17 protein-coding genes and 1 pseudogene are annotated in these 17,561 nt (G+C 67.0%); 5 read left to right on the forward strand and 13 right to left on the reverse strand.

Features of this window, described 5'->3' with window-relative positions; translation table 11 throughout:
* Positions 1–96 precede the first annotated feature (96 nt).
* Positions 97–285: pseudogene (locus RDV64_RS05120) on the reverse strand (IS3 family transposase); the annotation flags it as partial.
* Between RDV64_RS05120 and RDV64_RS05125 the strand changes: the two are divergent.
* Positions 256–537, forward strand: a complete 282-nt coding sequence (locus tag RDV64_RS05125) for a hypothetical protein (protein WP_309199602.1) — start codon at positions 256–258, stop codon at positions 535–537. The pseudogene RDV64_RS05120 and the gene RDV64_RS05125 overlap by 30 nt on opposite strands.
* 5 nt (positions 538–542) lie before the next feature.
* Here the strand turns inward: RDV64_RS05125 and RDV64_RS05130 are convergent, their stop codons facing one another.
* Complete coding sequence (locus RDV64_RS05130; RefSeq protein WP_309198201.1) at positions 543–1,691, reverse strand: CaiB/BaiF CoA-transferase family protein; 1,149 nt, start codon at positions 1,689–1,691, stop codon at positions 543–545.
* Between the two features lie 173 nt (positions 1,692–1,864).
* Here RDV64_RS05130 and RDV64_RS05135 point away from each other — a divergent pair, with 173 nt between their 5' ends.
* The 3 genes from RDV64_RS05135 (at position 1,865) to RDV64_RS05145 (ending at position 5,170) form a co-directional block, all read left to right on the forward strand.
* Positions 1,865–2,671, forward strand: coding sequence for a CoA ester lyase (locus tag RDV64_RS05135; protein ID WP_309198202.1), 807 nt, complete (start codon positions 1,865–1,867; stop codon positions 2,669–2,671).
* Positions 2,668–4,155, forward strand: a complete 1,488-nt coding sequence (locus RDV64_RS05140; RefSeq protein ID WP_309198203.1) for a fumarate hydratase — start codon at positions 2,668–2,670, stop codon at positions 4,153–4,155. Before RDV64_RS05135 ends, RDV64_RS05140 begins: the two co-directional genes overlap by 4 nt.
* Before the next feature lie 82 nt (positions 4,156–4,237).
* Positions 4,238–5,170 (forward strand): LysR family transcriptional regulator, encoded by a 933-nt coding sequence (locus RDV64_RS05145; RefSeq protein ID WP_309198204.1) that lies wholly within the window; start codon positions 4,238–4,240, stop codon positions 5,168–5,170.
* 10 nt (positions 5,171–5,180) lie between these two features.
* Here RDV64_RS05145 and RDV64_RS05150 read toward each other — a convergent pair whose 3' ends face one another.
* The 10 genes from RDV64_RS05150 to RDV64_RS05195 all read right to left on the reverse strand — a co-directional run bounded on the left by RDV64_RS05150 (position 5,181) and on the right by RDV64_RS05195 (position 15,119).
* On the reverse strand, positions 5,181–6,017 hold the full coding sequence (locus RDV64_RS05150) for a MaoC family dehydratase N-terminal domain-containing protein (protein WP_309198205.1): 837 nt from the start codon (positions 6,015–6,017) through the stop codon (positions 5,181–5,183).
* The gene (locus tag RDV64_RS05155; RefSeq protein ID WP_309198206.1) at positions 6,014–7,348 is read right to left on the reverse strand and encodes an MmgE/PrpD family protein; all 1,335 of its coding nucleotides are present in this window, start codon (positions 7,346–7,348) and stop codon (positions 6,014–6,016) included. The genes RDV64_RS05150 and RDV64_RS05155 overlap by 4 nt, the downstream gene beginning before the upstream one ends.
* The gene (locus RDV64_RS05160; RefSeq protein ID WP_309198207.1) at positions 7,345–8,517 is read right to left on the reverse strand and encodes an acyl-CoA dehydrogenase family protein; all 1,173 of its coding nucleotides are present in this window, start codon (positions 8,515–8,517) and stop codon (positions 7,345–7,347) included. The genes RDV64_RS05155 and RDV64_RS05160 overlap by 4 nt, the downstream gene beginning before the upstream one ends.
* Positions 8,518–8,645: 128 nt before the next feature.
* A complete protein-coding gene (locus tag RDV64_RS05165) occupies positions 8,646–9,392 on the reverse strand; it encodes an SDR family oxidoreductase (RefSeq protein ID WP_309198208.1) in 747 nt (248 codons plus the stop codon).
* Between the two features lie 114 nt (positions 9,393–9,506).
* A complete protein-coding gene (locus tag RDV64_RS05170; RefSeq protein ID WP_309198209.1) occupies positions 9,507–10,184 on the reverse strand; it encodes an ATP-binding cassette domain-containing protein in 678 nt (225 codons plus the stop codon).
* The gene (locus RDV64_RS05175; RefSeq protein ID WP_309198210.1) at positions 10,184–10,933 is read right to left on the reverse strand and encodes an ABC transporter ATP-binding protein; all 750 of its coding nucleotides are present in this window, start codon (positions 10,931–10,933) and stop codon (positions 10,184–10,186) included. Before RDV64_RS05175 ends, RDV64_RS05170 begins: the two co-directional genes overlap by 1 nt.
* Positions 10,930–11,904, reverse strand: coding sequence for a branched-chain amino acid ABC transporter permease (locus RDV64_RS05180; RefSeq protein ID WP_309198211.1), 975 nt, complete (start codon positions 11,902–11,904; stop codon positions 10,930–10,932). Before RDV64_RS05180 ends, RDV64_RS05175 begins: the two co-directional genes overlap by 4 nt.
* Before the next feature lies 1 nt (position 11,905).
* Complete coding sequence (locus tag RDV64_RS05185) at positions 11,906–12,811, reverse strand: branched-chain amino acid ABC transporter permease (protein WP_309198212.1); 906 nt, start codon at positions 12,809–12,811, stop codon at positions 11,906–11,908.
* 53 nt (positions 12,812–12,864) lie between these two features.
* On the reverse strand, positions 12,865–14,148 hold the full coding sequence (locus tag RDV64_RS05190) for an ABC transporter substrate-binding protein (RefSeq protein ID WP_309198213.1): 1,284 nt from the start codon (positions 14,146–14,148) through the stop codon (positions 12,865–12,867).
* An 11-nt stretch (positions 14,149–14,159) separates the two neighbouring features.
* Positions 14,160–15,119, reverse strand: coding sequence for a cyclase family protein (locus tag RDV64_RS05195; RefSeq protein WP_309198214.1), 960 nt, complete (start codon positions 15,117–15,119; stop codon positions 14,160–14,162).
* A gap of 212 nt (positions 15,120–15,331) precedes the next feature.
* Here RDV64_RS05195 and RDV64_RS05200 point away from each other — a divergent pair, with 212 nt between their 5' ends.
* Entirely contained in the window at positions 15,332–16,456 is a 1,125-nt protein-coding gene (locus RDV64_RS05200) for a zinc-binding dehydrogenase (RefSeq protein ID WP_309198215.1), read from the forward strand.
* 82 nt (positions 16,457–16,538) lie between these two features.
* Here RDV64_RS05200 and RDV64_RS05205 read toward each other — a convergent pair whose 3' ends face one another.
* Positions 16,539–17,561 carry a beta-propeller fold lactonase family protein gene (locus RDV64_RS05205; RefSeq protein WP_309198217.1) on the reverse strand — a complete coding sequence of 341 codons (1,023 nt, stop codon included), beginning with the start codon at positions 17,559–17,561 and terminating at the stop codon, positions 16,539–16,541.

A 17,561-nucleotide genomic window follows, 5' to 3' on the forward strand; every position in this document is an offset into this window, starting at 1 on the left:
CCGTGAATAGCGCCGAATTTTTTGGACGCCCTCGAGTTACATTTCCTGCTGCCGTTCGAACTGGGCGGGTGACAGGATCCCGTTGCTGACGTGCTAGCGCTTTGCGTTGTAGAACATCTCGGTGTAGTCGAACACGTCCTGCCTTGCCTCTTCGCGTGTTCGGTCAGTCCTGCGCCGGATCCTCTCGCGCTTGAGAAGATTGAAGACGCTCTCTGACACAGCGTTGTCGTGGCAGTTTCCGCGCCGGCTCATCGAATGCTCAAGATTGTGGTGCTTCAGGAAGGCCGCCTAATCCATGCTGGTGAACTGGGCGGTTTCGACCCGTCGCTGCAACGCTCATCTGAAAAAGGTTGCGATGGCAGGGAAGCGGCGCTCGGAGCGATCGACACGGTAGGCTCTCAGTTCGCCGGGCTGACCGCCGGTGGCGCAGCGCGGGCATCGGCAAGCGTTCTGGTCGGCGATCGCGGTGGGGCGCCCGAGCTGACCTCATTGATGATCGGCCTGCCACCGTCGGCAGCTGCGGTCCGTCAAGAATGATGCCCTTACCCCCTTTTCGCGCCGGCATCGGTGGGGCTGAACTCGGCGCGGATGGCGGCGCCGTGCTCGTCGATGGCCGGCACGGCGCCGAAGTCGGGCGTCTCGCCATCGACGAGCGCGCCTGGCGCCAGGAAGCGGACCGGGCCGCTCGGCGTGTCGGCGTCGGCATAGCGGTTCTGCGGGTGGGCGGCGAGGTCTTCCATTGAAGAGACGCGCCCGTTGGCGATGCCGGCCGCCTCCAGCATCCCGGCCAGAGTGTCCCGGTCGTGCTGGCGGAAGACGCCGTCGATCACGGCGTCCAGCGCATCGCGGTGCGCGACCCGGTCCGAGTTGGAGGCAAAGCGCGGGTCGGTGGCAATGCCGGCGTCCCCCAGAACATCGGCGCACAGATTGGCCCATTCGCGCTCGTTCTGGATCGAGAACAGCACCTCCTTGTCATCGCGCCCGGCATAGGCGCCGTAGGGGGCGATGGTGGGGTGACTGAGCCCGTTGCGGGCGGGCGGCTTCCCGCCATAGACGAACTGGAGGTACGGCACGTTCATCCAGTCCGCCAGCGCGTGGAACAGGCTGACCGCAATGTGGCGCCCCTCGCCGGTCGTCCCGCGTGCGATCAGCGCCTCCAGCACCGCCTGATGCGCGGTCATCCCGCAGGCCACGTCGCAGACCGAGACGCCGACGCGAGCCGGCCCGTGTTCGTTGCCGGTGATTGCCGACAGGCCGCTTTCGGCCTGCACAAGAAGGTCGTAGGCCTTCTTCTTCGCAAACGGCCCCTCATCGCCGTAGCCGGAGATCGATACGGTGATGAGCCGGGGGTTCCTGGCGCGCAGTTCGGCGGGATCGAAGCCGAGGCGCTGGATCGCGCCGGGGGTAAGGTTCTGAATGAAGACGTCGGCCGTTGCGAGCATGTTGGCCATCACGGCCTTGTCCGCCGGTTCGCGCAGGTCGAGGACGACGGACTCCTTGCCCCGGTTCAGCCAGACGAAGTAGGCGCTTTCCCCGTGGACGAGGTGATCGTACTCGCGCGCGAAATCCCCCTCCCGGCGTTCCACCTTGATGACGCGTGCGCCCGCAGAGGCGAGCCGACCCGAGAGATACGGCGCCGCCACCGCCTGCTCCAGCGAAACGACAAGAAGGCCCTTCAGTTCGCCCGCCACGCTCGATCCTTCCCGCAATCCGGCACTGTTGTTCACAATGCCGGACGCGCCCCAACGCCCGGAAATAGGTTTTGCCTGTGAGCGGTATCGGCTCGCAATATGTCCCCGCGACGCATGCGCGCGCATAGCCTTTGCCGCAGACCGCACGCCCGACCCGATGAGGATGGCCGCCGATGGATCTCGACCGTATCTCACTGCCGCTCTTCCTGCCCGCGGACCGGCTCGATCGCCTGGAAAAAGCGCTCGGCGCCGGCGCCGACGCGGTCATCCTCGACCTTGAAGATGGCGTCGGCGCGGAGGGCAAGTCTGCCGCGCGCGACGCGCTCGCAGGCCGGGTGCCGGAGACGCCGCCTGTCCCGGTGATCCTGCGCATCAACGGCGCGGACACAGCATGGTTTGCCGATGATCTTGCCGCCGCCGCCCGCCTGCCGCTCGCCGCGGTGATGCTGCCCAAGGCGGAAACCGCAAAAGCCTGCGAGCATGTCGCCGGCACGGCCGGCAAGCCCGTGGTCGGCCTGATCGAGTCCGGTCGCGGCGTGCGTGCGGCGGACGAGGTGGCGGCCGCTTGCGCGCGCCTCGCCTTCGGCTCCATCGACTATGCCGCCGATGTCGGCTGCGGCCACGAGCGCGAGGCGCTGCTGATGGCCCGCTCCGCCCTCGTCCTCGCAGCACGTCTTGCCGGCCGCCCCGCGCCCATCGACGGCGTCACCACCGCCATTGGCGACGAGGATGCGCTCCTTGGCGATTGCCGCCATGCGGTGACGATGGGCTTTGCCGGCAAACTCATCATCCATCCGGCGCAGATCGAGCCGGCGCGGCGCGGTTTCGCCCCGTCCGCTGACGAGGTCGACTGGGCGCGCCGCATTCTGGCGGCGATCGGGTCCAACACCGGCGCGGTGAAGGTCGACGGGGCGATGGTCGACGCCCCGGTCATCAAGCGCGCCCGGCAGATTCTGGCGCGCGCGGGGGAGACCGCATGACGATTACCGAAGACCACCTCGTCTCTTCCATCGCCGAAGCACTGCAATTCATCTCCTACTACCACCCGGCCGACTTCGTGGCCGCGATGGCGGATGCGTGGGCGCGCGAGGAGAGCCCGTCGGCAAAGGAGGCGATCCGCCAGATCCTCGTCAACTCGCGGATGGCGGCCGTGGGCAAACGCCCGCTTTGCCAGGACACCGGCAGCGTTAACGTCTTCCTCGAAGTCGGGGTCGAGGCGCCCACCGCATGGCGTCGCTCCGTGCAGGAGATGGCCGACGAGGCCGCGCGCCGGGCCTATCTCCTCGAAGCCAACCCGCTGCGCGCCTCCGTCGTTTCCGACCCGTTGGGCGCGCGCAGGAACACCGGCGACAACACGCCCGCGATGATCCAGACCGAGCTTGTCGCCGGAGACCGCGTCTCCGTCACGGTTTCGGCGAAGGGTGGCGGGTCGGAGAACAAGACGAAATTTGCCGTCCTCAATCCCTCCGATTCGGTGGCCGACTGGGTGGTGGATACGGTGAAGACGCTGGGCGCCGGCTGGTGCCCGCCCGGCATCATCGGCCTCGGCGTCGGCGGCAGCGTCGACAAGGCGATGGCCATGGCCAAGAAGGTCCTGAACGACCCGATCGACATTACCGATCTTCGCGCACGCGGCGCCCGCTCCGCCGAGGAAGAACTGCGGCTCGAACTTGTCGACCGTCTCAACGCGCTCGGCATCGGCGCGCAAGGCCTCGGCGGGCTGACCACGGTGCTCGACGTCAAGGTTGCGACATTCCCGACGCATGCAGCCTCGCTGCCGGTGGCGCTGATCCCGAACTGCGCCGCGACGCGGCACGTCCACTTCACGCTGGACGGCAGCGGGCCGGCCACCTTCACCCCGCCGTCGCTCTCGGCGTGGCCCGAGATCGGCGCGGGCGACGCTGCCGGCCGGCCGCTCGACCTCGACAATCTTGATGAGGCGACGCTCGCCTCGCTTGCGCCCGGCGACACGCTGCTCCTCTCCGGGCACCTCTTCACCGGACGCGACGCAGCGCACCGGCGGATGGTCGACGCGCTGGGGCGCGGCGACCCCCTCCCCGTCGACCTCGCCGGCCGCGCGATTTATTATGTTGGCCCGGTCGATCCTGTCGGCGACGAGGTCATCGGCCCGGCAGGCCCGACGACATCCACGCGGATGGACAAGTTCACCCGTCCGCTGCTGGAAGGCACCGGGCTCAAGCTGATGATCGGCAAGGCGGAGCGCGGACCGGCGGCAATCGAGGCGATCCGCGACAACGGCGCGGTCTACCTCATTGCTGTCGGCGGCGCGGCCTATCTCGTCTCCAAGGCCATCAAGGCGGCCAAGCCGGTCGCCTATCAGGACCTCGGCATGGAGGCGATCTACGCCATTCGCGTCGAGGACATGCCGGTCACGGTCGCGGTCGACATGCGCGGCGCATCCATCCACACCCTCGGCCCCGCGCGATGGGCGCGTGCCGGCTGACGCCGCGCCGCGCATTGCCGGATCGCGCGACATAGATCTATCCTATGGCTCTGTTGAATGCGGCGGGGCATGGGGGAGCGGCGTGGACGTCAGGCATCTGCGCTATTTCCTCGCCATCGCCGAGGCGAGGTCCATCACCGCCGCCGCCAACGCGCTCGGCGTCGCGCAGCCCTCGCTGTCGCAGCACGTCAAACGCATGGAGGCCGAACTCGGCGTTCAGCTGGTCGAGCGGTCCTCCCGCGGCACGCTGCTGACCGAGGAGGGCGAGCTTCTCGTCGAGCACGCGCGCAAGATCTGCGAGAGCCTCGACCTTTGCCTCCACGAGATGCGCGAACTTGGCGGCCACATCCGCGGCCGCGTCTCGTTCGGGATGCCACCGTCATGCTCGATGGTGATGTCGGTGCCGCTGGCCGAGACGGTGCGGCTGGAGCTGCCGGACGTGCGCCTGCGCGCAATCGAGGCGATGAGCGGCTACCTCAAGAACTGGCTGCAGGACGGCACGGTCGAGCTTTGCTTCCTCTACGACCTCGACGAGGTGGGCCACTTTCGCGCCACCCATGTCCTCGACGAGGAGCTTTGCTTCTATGCCGCGCCCGACGCCTGGCCGTTCGACACCCCGCCCGGCACCGACGTGCCGCTGAAGGCGATGGAAGCGCTCGACATGGTGCTCCCGTCGAGCGAGCTCGGCCTCGGGCGCCTGATTGCGAACTTCTGCATCCAGCACGGCGTTCGCCTCAACGTCGTGGTCGAGATGGACGCGATGACGCAGATCAAGGAGCTGGTGGCGCGGGGCTCGGGTTACACGATCTTCGCGCCCGTCGCCGCGCAGGATTATGTCGCGCGCGGTGAGCTGGTCCGGGCGCGCATCGTCGACCCCGTCATGACGCGCCCGGTGCACCTCGTGAACAACCCCGCCCGCGTCATGAGCCGCGCTTCGCGTGCGGTCGAGCAGGTCACGCTGAAGGTCGCGCGGGAGTTGGTCAGCCGCGGGATATGGGAGGGAACGCTGGTCTGATGATGGCCTTTCAGCGCGTGGCCGTCGCCTGCATCGTGACGACGCCGTCCTCATCGCGCCGCACGCGCAATTCCAGACCGCCGTCCGTCTCGCGCGCCTCCACAGTGACTGGACGAGTGGCGGTAAGCGGCGATACCCCGCGATAGCGGAAGATTGACGCGGCGGCGCCGAACATTTCTGCGGCGAGGCACTGCATCCACGTCGCCTGCAACGGACCGTGGACGACAAGGCCGTCGTATCCCTCGACGCTGGTTGCGTAGGGCGCATCGTAGTGGATGCGGTGGCCGTTGAAGGTCAGCGCGGAGTAGCGGAAGAGGAGCGTCGGGTCCGGCGTGATGTGCCGGGCCGCGACGACGGACCAGTCCTCGCCGGGCGCGGGCGTTGGGGCCGGTCCCGCCGGATCCTCGCGGTAGACGATGTCCTGCCGTTCGGTGAGCCGCTCGTCGCCGCCGACAGCGTAGACGTGGTTCACCGTGACGAAACCCAGGCGGCCGCTGCGGCCCTCCTTGAAGGCGACATCGGCAACGGTGGAGCGGCGGCTGACCTGCTCGCCCGCCGCGAACCCTGCGGCAGTGCGGACCTCGCCGCCGGCCCACATCCGGCGCGGCAGCGGCAGTTTCGGGACGACGAGACCGGGGCGCGGATGGCCATCGCGGCCAAGTTCTTCGCGCGGCAGGGTGTCTGGCGCCAACAGCCATTGTGCGCCGGGCGGCACGGCCCCCGCCGCAGCGGTGCCCATGGTGCCGAGCGTGACGCGGTACTCGGCAACAAGGCGCCCTGTCAGCACGTCGCTCGCCTCGCGAGTACGGCCGATCCAGGCGGCGACGTCCGGAGAAAGGTCCGTCACAGCTGCCCGGAACGCACGAATGCGCCGAGGTCGCGGGCCGAAACGCCGCCCAGCCGGCCGGTGAGCGCGAGCAGTGCCTCCGCCTCGCGCGGGAGCACGGCGCGGGCCTTGGCGGCAATGCGGGCGGCGAGCACCTCAGGCAGTATCGGCGCGGCAAGGTCGTGGGAGGCCTCAACCGCCTTGCCGGAGGTGAGGTGCAGCGTGACCGCGGCCTGCTGATCGCTTACTCCCTCGTCCGCCACCACCTCCACGCGGTCGGCGAATGCGGCGAGCAAGGCGTCACCGGCGAGGGCATCGGCGTAGATCCTGTCGTCGCCCGTCCTCATGCCGGCAAGCACCATGCCCGCGAGCCAGACATAGCTGAACTTTACCTCCAGCCCCGTGCGCGGCGCCTTGATGTCGCAAACCCGCAGCCAGCGCGGGTTGGTGGCAACGCGGAGGGAGGCGACGTCCGAAAGGGTCAGCCCGTGCGCATCGCGGGCCTCGGCAAGCGCCTCGATCATCGCGTGGGTGCCGTGGCAGCATGCGTGGAACTTGTAGGAGTTGGTGAGGAAGCGAAAGCCGTCGTCTTCGCCAAAGGCGGCTTCATCCGGCGCATCGGCGTGGGTGGGAACGAAGCCCTGCGCGCCCAGCACGCCGTCATCGGCGGAGGTGACACCGAGTGCAGCAAGCGCCGCCGCCTCGACACCGTTGGAGGCGGCGATGCCGGCATTCAGCGGTTTGCCCATCGTCCCGAACTGCGACTTGAGGCCCGAGGCGCGGGTGGCGCAAAGGCCGAGCGCGGCACGCACCTTACTGCGGCTGAGACCGCCGAGCCGGGCGGCAGCCATGGTGGCGCCGAACGCACCGGCCGTCGCCGTCTGGTGGAAGCCGCGGTTGTAGTGCTGCGCGCCGAGCACACAGCCCAGGCGAATGGCGGCCTCTGCGCCTACAAGGAAAGCGTCCACCACGGCGCCCGCCGAGGCATCCGCCGCCTCGCCCGCTGCCAATGCCGCCGGGTAGATCCCGACGGAGAGGTGGCCGACATGGTCGAAATGGGTGTCGTCATAGTCGAGCGCGTGGCTGGTGGCGCCGTTGACGAGCGCCGCCGTGCGCGCCGGTGCCATTTTGCCGCCGAACAGCGAGGCGGGGCCGCCGTCACCCTCCTGCGCTGCGAAGGCGCGCAGCTTCTGGGCCACCGGCTCGTCGACGGCAGCGCGGCCGCACACCAGCCAGTCCGTCAGCGAGGCGCGGGCCATTGCCAGCGCGTCCGCCGGCAACGATGCGGGCGGGCGCGCGGCAAGGTCGATCATCCGGTCGATGATCGCAGCGGACGGTCGTGTCGTGCTCATTTGCGCGGACCGTAGGATTTCGGCATGCCCAGCACCTGCTCTGCAAGGAAGCACAGGATGAGGTTGGTCGAGATTGGCGCCACCTGATAAAGCCGCGCCTCGCGGAATTTGCGCTCCACGTCATACTCTTCGGCAAAGCCGAAGCCGCCGTGGGTCTGCAGGCACGCCTCGGCTGCCTCCCACGAGGCGTCCGCGGCAAGCATCTTGGCGGCGTTGGCCTCCACGCCCGGCGTTTCGCCCTCATCATAGAGATTTGCGGCACGGTAGACGATGGCTTCGGCTGCCAGCATGTGCGCGTAAGCGCGGGCGAGCGGAAACTGGATGCCCTGGTTCTGGCCGATCGGGGTGCCGAAGACCTCGCGCTCCTTGGCGTAGGCCGAGCCGGTTTCGATGAACCACTTCGCGTCGCCGATGCACTCCGCCGCAATCAGGATCCGCTCGGCATTCATGCCGGAGAGGATGTAGCGGAAGCCCTTCCCCTCCTCGCCGATCAGCGCAGATGCCGGAATGCGCGCATTGTCGAAGAAGATCTCGGTCGTCGCGTGGTTGATCATCGTGCGGATCGGGCGGATCTCGACGCCGTTGCCGCGCAGCGCCGTGAGGTCGATGAGGAACACCGACAGGCCGTCGGTCCGTTTTTCGGCCTGATCGCGCGGCGTGGTGCGGGCCAGAAGCACCATCAGGTCGGAATGCTCGGCGCGGCTGATCCAGATCTTCGAGCCGTTGATGACGTACTCGTCGCCCTCCCGCCTTGCCGTCGTCTTCAGCGCCAGCGTGTCGGTGCCGGAGGTCGGCTCGGTGACGCCGAAGGCCTGGAGGCGCAAACTCCCGTCAGCGATCTTCGGCAGGTAGTGCGCCTTCTGCTCGTCCGATCCGTGCCGCAGCACCGTGCCCATCGTGTACATCTGCGCGTGGCAGGCGCCCGCGTTGGCGCCGTTGCGGTGGATTTCCTCCAGGATTACAGCGCCGGCGGTCAGCGGCAGGCTGGAGCCGCCATACTCCTCCGGGATCATCGCGGCGAGGTAGCCCTCGCGGATCAGCGCATCGACGAATGCCTTCGGGTACTCCCTCCTGGCGTCCAGCTCGCGCCAGTAGCTCATCGGGAATTCATCGCAAACGCGCTTCACGCCCTCGCGGATTTCGGCATAGTCGGCGGTCGGATCGAACACCCGCATTTTACTTCGAATTCTCCGTTGTCACGTCGTCGGCGATTGTCCCGGACGGGCGCGGCCCCCGCAAAGAGGCGCGGCCACTGGGCTCCATAAAGTCGGCCTATGGCGGCGAGGCGCCGCGCCGCTCAGATGGTGCGGCCGCCATCCACTTCGAGGATGACGCCGGTGATGAACTCGGCCTCCTCGGAGGCGAGATAGAGCGCCGCGTTGGCAATGTCCCTCGGTTCCGACAGGCGGCCCATGGGGATGGTCGCGATGAATTTTGCCCGGTTCTCGGGCGTGTCTGGCACCCCCATGAAGCTCTCAAGGAGGCCGGTGGCCCCCATCACCGGGGCGATGCCGTTGACGCGGATGACCGGTGCAAGCTCCACCGCCAGGGAACGCGTCATCAGGTTCACCGCGCCCTTGGACGAATTGTACCACGTGAGCCCCGGCCGCGGACGGATGCCCGCGGTGGAGCCGACATTGATCATCACGCCCGAGCCCTGCTCGCGCCACAGCGGCACGCAGGTCTTCGTCATGTGGAAAATCGACAGGACGTTGATGTCGAAGATCTTGCGGAAGGTGGCTTCGTCGGTCTCCAGCAGTGGCCGGTTGGGGTTGGTCCACCCGGCGTTGTTGACCGCCACGTCGAGGCGGCCGAACGCGTCGGTCGTGGCCTTGACCGCGGCGTCGATGTCATCCGCCTTCGCCACGTCGCAGGTGACGGCGATGGCGGCGTCACCGAGCGCGGCCGCGACCGCCTCGGCGCCCTCGGCATTGAGATCGACGACAGCGACCTTGGCGCCTTCGCGCACATAGGTTTCGGCGATGGCCTTGCCGAAGCCTGAGGCGGCACCCGTGACGAGGGCGACCTTGCCGGACATTCTCATGGGTCTACTCCAGTTGAAGCGAGCGTTAGCCCTGGTTGAGGGGGACGGTTTTCACGCGGGAAAATCCGTCCGGGGCGATGCCCCCCCTTCGCCGGGGCACGGCGGCGCGAGCGTTCATGCGTGTTCTTCCGGCGACGTGGCGGCGGCGGAAATCTCACCGCGCTCGATGACCAGCGTGCGGTCGGCAAACCCCTTGAGCAGCGAAGGGTTGGATTCGGTGATGAGGAGCGCGACGGTGCGGTCGTGATCGCGCAGGCGCCGCAGCGCCTCGGCGTAACGCTGGGCAAGCGCCGGGGCGAGGCCCTGGAACGGTTCGTCCAGCATGATGAGCCGGGTGCCGGACATCAGCGCACGGCCGAGCGCGACCATCTTGCCCTGCCCGCCCGACACGTTGCCCGCCGGACGCCCGATCATCTCCTTCAGCTCCGGCAGGATCTCGTAGACCCGGCCGATGCGGCGCGTCGTCTCGTCCTTCGACAGACCCGCAGCCTGCGCCGGCAGCAGCAGATTTTCCTCCACGGTGAAGGCCGAGAACAGCCGGCGGTCCTCCGGCGCGTAACCGATGCCGAGGCCGGGGCGCTTTGGCGCGGCCAGCGCCGTGATCGGCTTGCCGTCGAACAGGATATCGCCGGTCACCTTGGTGAACCCCATTAGGGTGCGCAGGAAGGTGGTCTTGCCGGCGCCGTTGCGGCCGATGAGGGCGACCGTTTCAGCCTCCTGGATGGACACGTTGAGGTCACGCAGGATCTCGATGATGCCGATGAAGGCGTGAACGTTGCGGACTTCCAGCATCAGACGCTCTCCCCGATCACGTCGCGGATCACATCGGGATGGGACAAGACCTCCGCCGGTGTGCCGCGAAGCTGCACGTTGCCGGAATTCCAGACGGCGACCTCGTCGGCATGGGTTTCGACGATGCCCATGTCGTGCTCGACGAAGACGGAGGTGACGTTGGCTTCCGCCAGCGCCTTGACCAAAATCTCCATGATCTCGTGCTTTTGCGAGGACGCGACGCCGGACGTCGGCTCATCCATCAGGAGAAGGCGCGGCTTCAGCGCAAGCGCCACGGCAATGTCGATCAGCTTGCGCTGCCCCTCCGAAAGCTCGACCACCGTCCGGTCCGCCACGTCCGCGCAGTTCACCATCTCGAGGAGGTGGAGCATCTCGGCGCGCTCCGGGATCCGGTGGAGGTCGACGATCGGGTTGCGCAGGTTGTCGCGTGCGGCGACGGCAATGAGAAGGTTTTCCAGCGCCGTGTGCTCGGTGAAAAGCTGCGGGATCTGGAAGGCGCGGGCGACGCCGCGGTGCACGATCGCCCGCGGCGGCAGCTTGGTGATGTCCTTGCCCTCGAACAGCACCGTGCCGCTCTTGGGCTTCAGCCAGCCGGTGCAGATGTTGAGGAAGGTGGTCTTGCCCGCCCCGTTCGGCCCGATGATGGCAAGGTTCTTCCCCGCCTCGATGATCAGCGAGACATCGTTGGCGGCAATCACGCCGCCGAACTGGATGACGAGGTTGCGGGTTTCCAGCAGCGGCGCGGTCACGAGCGGCCTCCGATCCGGCGCGCAATGCCGACGATGCCGCCCGGCGCGAACAGGATGATGACGAGAAGGAACGCGCCCAGGATCGCCTGCCATACGTCCCCGGCAAGCGCGGAAGCGTAGATCCGCACCGTCTCGTAGATCAGCGCGCCGATGAATGCGCCCGGCACCGAGCCCGCACCGCCCAGAACCGCGATGAACACCATTTCGGCCGAGCGCACCCACCAGACATATTCCGGCGTGACGACACCCTGGGTGATCCCCATCAGCGCGCCGCCGACGCCGCACAGCGCAGCCGACAGCAGATAGCCCGACAGGAGGGCCCGCTTGGGCGACACGCCGAGATATTCCAGCCGCGTCTCGTTGGTCTTGATCGTCTGAAACAGGTGGCCGACGGGGGAGGCGAACCAGCGGATGGTGAACCAGCCAAGCCCCAGCATCAGCGCGATGGCGAGGTAGTAAACCACCAGCTCGAACGGCCCTCGCTCCAGCGACAGGCCGAGCACGGTCGGCCGCGGCAGGCGAATGCCATCCGCCCCGCCGGTGATGTGGTAGAATTTTTCGAGGATCGACCAGAAGATCATCGAGAAGGCAAGGTTGAGCATCCCGAAGAAGATGCCCCGGTAACGCACCACGAAGAGGCCGACGATGAGGCCCGACACCGTCGCGCCGAGCGCGCCGACGACGATGAGGACGACCAGATCCGCCCCCGGCCAGGAGGCAATCAGGAACGCGCCGCAATAGGCGGAGATGCCGAAGAACAGCGCATGGCCGAACGACACCTGCCCTGCACGCAAGAGAACGGTGACGCCCAGCACCGCGATCCCCTTGGCAAGCGCGAAGTTGACGAGAAGCTGCATCGACGGCAGCGCGAACGGCACTGCGGCGAGCGCGGCCACGGCCAGGACGAGCAGCACCAGCGGAAGGGCGCGAACCTGCGAGGCCGGCGCGGAGGGGGTTGTCATTTCGGCCATATCAGATCTTCCGGGCGGCCGGGGTGCTGAACAGCCCCTGCGGGCGGAACGAGAGCACCACGATCATGATGACGTAGGGAACGAGCACGGAGACTTCCGGCCACAGATACACCGCAAACGAGCGGCCGAGTCCGAGCATCAGCGCGGTCAGCGCCGCGCCCTCGATCTGGCCAAGCCCCGCGGTGGCGACGACCGCAAAGGAGAGGACGATCATGTCCGCGCCCATGCCCGGCAGGATGGAGGTTGTGGGCGACGCCAGCGCACCGCCGAGGCCGGCGAGCACCGCCCCCAGGACGAAGGTGAGAAGGAACACCTTGTCGGCGTCGATGCCGATTGATTGCGCCGCCTCGCGGTCCTCTGTCGTGGCGAGGATCAGCTTGCCGACGACGGTGTGGCGCAGGAAGACGCGCATCCCGATAAGGAGGACGAGCGCGATCAGCGGCAGCAGGATGAGCTGATAGACCGTGTAGGTGACACCGAAGACGGTGACATTGCCCAGCGTCATCAGCGCGGTGGACTGGAAGTAGGGCTGCGTGCCCCAGACGAGGCGCTGCACGTCTTCCAGGATCATGAACACCGCGAAGGTGACAAGCAGCTGGAGCACTTCCGGCTTGTCGTAGATCCGCCGCAGCAACAGCCACTCGATCGGCCCGCCGAGCGCGACACCGACGAGGATGGCGGAGACAATCATCAGCGGGAACGCCAGCACCGGCGCTGCCCCTGCCGCGACCGCCCACGCGACGAGCGACACGGTCACATAGGCGCCGATGGCATAGAGCGAGCCATGGGCGACGTTGAGGATGCGCATCACGCCGAAGATCAGCGTGAGGCCGAGCGCTACGATGAAGACGAGCGCTGCATAGGCGACGCCATCGAACACGGCGAGCAGGAAAATCGTGAGGTCCATCGGGGTCACATTCCGGTAGGCGGGGAGAGGTCACGCCTCTCCCCGCCCGGTTGTCACTTCTCGAAGGTGTCGACGGCGACGCTGTCGGCGAAGGAGGCGTCGAGGCCACCGATCCATTCGACAGAGTTCTCGCCGACCGGCGTGGTGAGGTCATCGCCGTCGAAGATCATGATGTTCGACAGCGTTGCGAACGGGTAGTCTCCGTTCTGCGCCGAGGTGCCGAGGAGCTGGTCCTCGACGCCCTGGTGGTCCTCGCGGATCGTCACCGAACGGCCGAGGCCCTGGAACTCAAGTCCCTCGAATGCAGCAAGGAGCTGCTCCTCGGACGGCCACTCGACGTCGTTGTCCGCAATGGCTTTCTCGTAGGCCGCTTCCAGCGCGGCAAAGGCCTGCGAGGCGTGGAACACCGGGTAGACCGAAACCTGCCCGGTCTTCTCGGTGTACTCTTCCATGAATGCCTTGAAGTCTTCGTCGTCCCGGCGTTCGGGGTGCAGGAAATAGTGGTCACCGCGACCGCCGACGATATGGCCAGCCGGCAGCGCGTTGCCGAGCCGCTCAAGCGAGGATTCGGCCAGCGGCAGCACGAACGTGGAGGTGTTCATGAGGCCGCGCTGGAAGGCCTGCTGGACGAACGTGTCGAGGTCGCCGCCCCACGAGGTGGAGAGAATGACGTCCGGCCGCATCGCCTGAAGGCGGGAGATCTCGGTGGAGAAGTCGGGCGAGCCGAACTTCGGGAAGAATTCGCCCAGAACCTCGACATCAGGCTTCATCGCCTTCAGCGCGGTGGAGAAGATCTCCCACGAATCGCGGCCCCATGCGTAGTCCTGGTTCACCACCGCGATGGTCTTGAAGTCCGGGTTGGTCTTCAGGAGATAGACGACGGTGGCCAGCATTTCCGGCGCGGCATTCGCCTGCGTGCGGAAGACGTATTTGTAATCCGCCTCCTCGAAGATGCGCTGCGTGCCGCAGTCCCACATCAGGTTCGGCACCTGAAGGTCTTCGGCCAGCGGCGCCAGCGTCATGCAGTTGCCGGACGAGATGGAGGCCATCATCACCTCGGCGCCCTCATCCACCAGACGGCGATACTCGGACGTCAGCGCTTCGGCGCCGGCGCCTTCGTCGATGAAGGAGATCTCGATCGGAACGCCGGCGATGCCGCCATTCTCGTTGATGTTCTTCACGAGGATTTCGGCCGCGTTCTGGCCGGGGACGCCGAAGACGGACGCCGGGCCGGTGAGGAACGTTGTCATGCCGATCTTCAGCGTTTCCGGCTTTTCAGCGGCTGAGACGGCGAACGGGATCGCTGCAAAAAGCGATGCGAGAGCAATCTTTTTCATGCGGGGCACCTTCAGCGGATCGCAATGGGGTTGATGATCATCTGGACGGCGCCCTTCAGACGCGCCTGCCCGAGCACGAACAGGAACTCGTTCACGCCGTCGGCTGCGAGTTCGCGGGTGTCCATGTTCTCAAGAATGTAGATGCCGTTGACCGGCTGCAGGATCTGATGGGCCTTGAACAGGATCCCGTCTTCTTCCGGCGGCACGACTTCCATGCCCCACGTGTCGGCACCGACGGCCATCACGTTGAGGCCGGCCAGATACTCCGCGCCGGAAACGCCGACGCCCGGCTCGACGGAGCCGAACTTTGCGGGGTCCGCATTGTCGCCTTCGAGGAGGTCCATCCAGTTGGAGTGGAAGAGGACGACGTCGCCCTCGCGGATCTCCACGCCCTGTGCCTCTGCGGCTGCCTTGATGTCTTCCTCGGTGTAGGGTGTGCCGCCCTCCACCATGTCCACGCCGAAGTGCTTGGTCATGTCGAGCATGACGCCGCGGCCGACGAGGCCGGGAAGCTTGTCGAGGCCGAGTTCGGTCAGGCCGTCTGGCTTGGCGAAGTCGTCATAGGTGCGGCCGCCATAATAGTGGTGATCGACACCGGCGTGGCCGAGACCGTCGATCTGCGGGCCGATGCCGAGCCAGCCCATGAAGATGTCGTCATTGTAGGTGAAGCGGTTCTCGCCGAGCCCGGTGTTGCCGTTCTGGCCGGGCTGCAGAATGGTCACCGACAAGGAGCGCGGCGGAAAGGCCGGCGTGTCAGCGCCAACGATCATCCCAAGCGAGTAGACCTTGCCATCGGTCACGAGGCCGGCTGCGTCCTTCACGCGCTCGGGTGTCATCAGGTTGGCGGAGCCGATCTCGTCGTCCGCACCATACTTGGCGGGCGGAATCTCGGGGACCGGGCTTTGCGCAAGCGCCGCGGTGCTTGTCGCGCTCGCCAGAAGTATCGCACACAGTCGTCCTGAGTGTTTCATTCAGTCCTCCCTTTAATTTTTTCTTTGAAGTGAGGTTATGTGACCGCTCGACATGCCGGCTAATATTGTCAGCCAATCGCGGACATAGGCGCGTCCTATGGGGCCGGCTGTTACGGACGACGCTGGCAAGAGACGGCGTAGTCTCACGTTTGGAGCGCCGCACGGGCGGAACGGGAAACGGCTGAATCGACGGGCCGACGGAGAAAAAGACGATGAAGATCAAGGCGGCGGTACTTGAGCGTGGCAACATCGAGAAGGATTTCGAGGCCGCAAAAGCGCTGACCGTGCGCGAAGTTGACCTCGATGGCCCCGGACCCGGCGAAGTGCTGGTGCGCCTCGGCGCAGCTGGCGTTTGCCACTCCGACCTGTCGGTCATCAACGGCGTGCGGCCAAGGCCGGTGCCGATGGTTCTGGGGCACGAGGCGTCGGGCTTTGTCGAGGCCGTGGGTGCGGGCATCGACGATCTGGCGCCGGGCGATCATGTGGTGTGCATCTTTGCGCCCGGCTGCGGGACCTGCTCGTTCTGCGCGCAGGGGCGGCCGGCGCTGTGCACCAAGGCTGCAAAACACCACGGCGTTGGCGAACTGATGACAGGGCACCGGCGGCTGTCGATGGATGGCGAGACCGTTCACCACCATGTCGGCATTTCGAGCTTTGCAAGCCATGCCGTGATGGTCCGCCAGTCGCTGGTGAAGTGCGAGGTCGACCTGCCGGCCCACATCTCGGCCCTGTTCTCCTGCGCGATGCTGACGGGCGCGGGGGCAGTGTTCAACACGGCGCGCGTGATGCCGGGGTCCAAGGTCGCCGTGTTCGGGCTCGGCGGTGTCGGCCTTGCTGCGGTTCTTGGCGCGGCGGCTGCGGGCGCAGGAGAAATCATCGCCATCGACCCGTTCGAATCGAAGATGGACGCCGCGATGTCGATGGGCGCCACCCACACCGTGAAGGCGGATGCCCACACCGCCGAGGCGGTCCGCGAACTCACCGGCGGCGGCGTCGACACCGCCATCGAACTTGCCGGCTCGGTCAAGGCGCTGGAAACGGCCTACGACTGCACCTGCCGCGGCGGGACGACGGTGACCGCCGGCCTCCCCCACCCGGACGCGCGCATGTCGCTGAACGCGCTGAAACTCGTCGCCGAGGAGCGCTCACTGAAGGGCAGCTACATCGGCTCCTGCGTCCCGCAACGCGACCTGCCGCGGATGTTCTCCCTCCACGCCCAGGGCAAGCTGCCGGTCGAGAAGATGCTCACCCACCGCCTGAAGCTGCCGGACATCAACATCGCGATGGACCGCCTCAACGACGGCACCGCAATCCGCCAGGTCGTCGAGTTCGACTGAGGCTGCGCGCCATCCCGGCAGGGAGATGAGCGCACGCGTTCATCTCTCTGCCGATCGATTGACGGGTTGCAGTGTGGTCGCCTCACACGGGCAGGATCCAGCTCGGCCCCTTGCCCACTTCGAGCTGCGAGGCCGCCTCCAGCGCGCCGTCCGGCTGCATCCGGTAGGTCCGCGCTTCCCCGCTTTCTTCGCCCAGAACCACCAGATAGCGGCCAGACGCATCGAACCCGAAGGCGCGCGGGCATTCGGGCGCAGGTTCTGCGCATATCGGCCGGATCTCCCGGTGACCGTCGAGGCCAAAGCCGAAGATCTGCGACGAGTTGCGCTCCGACACATAAAGCACGGCCTCCGCCGGCGCGAGACGCACCTCTGCCGCCCAGGCGTCCTGCCCCTTTGGCAAGAGGTCGACGCTTTGCTCTGCCGTCAGGGCGCCCGTGTCGGGCGACACGGCAAAACGGGTCACCCGGCCGGCAAATTCGGACACCAGATAGGCGAAAGAGCCGTCAGCGGTGAACGCGATGTGCCTTGGACCGGACCCCGCCGGCACGTCTTGACGCGCCACCGGCCGCAACGCGCTGCGCGTATCGTCGAACGCGTAGATCTGGATGAAGTCGCCGCGCAGACTTGCCGTGTAGACGAGGCCATTCGGCGCTTCGACGAGGCAGTGCGCATGCATCGCCTGGTCGGCCATGATCGGCTCGCCAGCGTCGCCGCCGGCACCGACCGGGCTGATCGCAATGGCACTTCCCGGAAAGGATGCGGTGAGAAGGCGCTCCCCGCACGATGCCATCGACAGCCAGCACATGCTGGCGGGCAGGCTGGATGTGGCAACGAAACCAAGCTCGCGCGACTCCCTGTCGAGCGCAAAGCTGAACAGCTGCGGGTCCTCCCCCCGCCACGCCACATAAACATGGCGCTTCGCCGCGTCGGCCGCCATCGGCATGCCGCCGCAACCGCCTTCGACGCCCGGCAGCCCGACCTTGCCTCGCAGTGTGAGTGCGCCGGTCGCCGTGTCGAAATCGCACAATGCCAGCGCTCCCTCGCCTGACAGGGCGATGACGAGGAGGTCGGTCTCGTGCGGCTGTGTGGTCTGTTGCGAAGCCAT

The sequence above is a fragment of the Acuticoccus sp. MNP-M23 genome, assembly GCF_031195445.1.
Classification (GTDB): domain Bacteria; phylum Pseudomonadota; class Alphaproteobacteria; order Rhizobiales; family Amorphaceae; genus Acuticoccus.

Bases quoted from the DNA above. Each gene is read 5' to 3' on its own strand.
- RDV64_RS05185 (WP_309198212.1), bottom strand. From the start codon at position 12,811: ATGGACCTCACGATTTTCCTGCTCGCCGTGTTCGATGGCGTCGCCTAT.
- RDV64_RS05125 (WP_309199602.1), top strand. From the start codon at position 256: ATGCTCAAGATTGTGGTGCTTCAGGAAGGCCGCCTAATCCATGCTGGT.
- RDV64_RS05155 (WP_309198206.1), bottom strand. From the start codon at position 7,348: ATGAGCACGACACGACCGTCCGCTGCGATCATCGACCGGATGATCGAC.
- RDV64_RS05140 (WP_309198203.1), top strand. From the start codon at position 2,668: ATGACGATTACCGAAGACCACCTCGTCTCTTCCATCGCCGAAGCACTG.
- RDV64_RS05180 (WP_309198211.1), bottom strand. From the start codon at position 11,904: ATGGCCGAAATGACAACCCCCTCCGCGCCGGCCTCGCAGGTTCGCGCC.
- RDV64_RS05200 (WP_309198215.1), top strand. From the start codon at position 15,332: ATGAAGATCAAGGCGGCGGTACTTGAGCGTGGCAACATCGAGAAGGAT.
- RDV64_RS05170 (WP_309198209.1), bottom strand. From the start codon at position 10,184: ATGCTGGAAGTCCGCAACGTTCACGCCTTCATCGGCATCATCGAGATC.
- RDV64_RS05165 (WP_309198208.1), bottom strand. From the start codon at position 9,392: ATGAGAATGTCCGGCAAGGTCGCCCTCGTCACGGGTGCCGCCTCAGGC.
- RDV64_RS05135 (WP_309198202.1), top strand. From the start codon at position 1,865: ATGGATCTCGACCGTATCTCACTGCCGCTCTTCCTGCCCGCGGACCGG.
- RDV64_RS05205 (WP_309198217.1), bottom strand. From the start codon at position 17,561: ATGGCTTCGCAACAGACCACACAGCCGCACGAGACCGACCTCCTCGTC.
- RDV64_RS05190 (WP_309198213.1), bottom strand. From the start codon at position 14,148: ATGAAAAAGATTGCTCTCGCATCGCTTTTTGCAGCGATCCCGTTCGCC.
- RDV64_RS05195 (WP_309198214.1), bottom strand. From the start codon at position 15,119: ATGAAACACTCAGGACGACTGTGTGCGATACTTCTGGCGAGCGCGACA.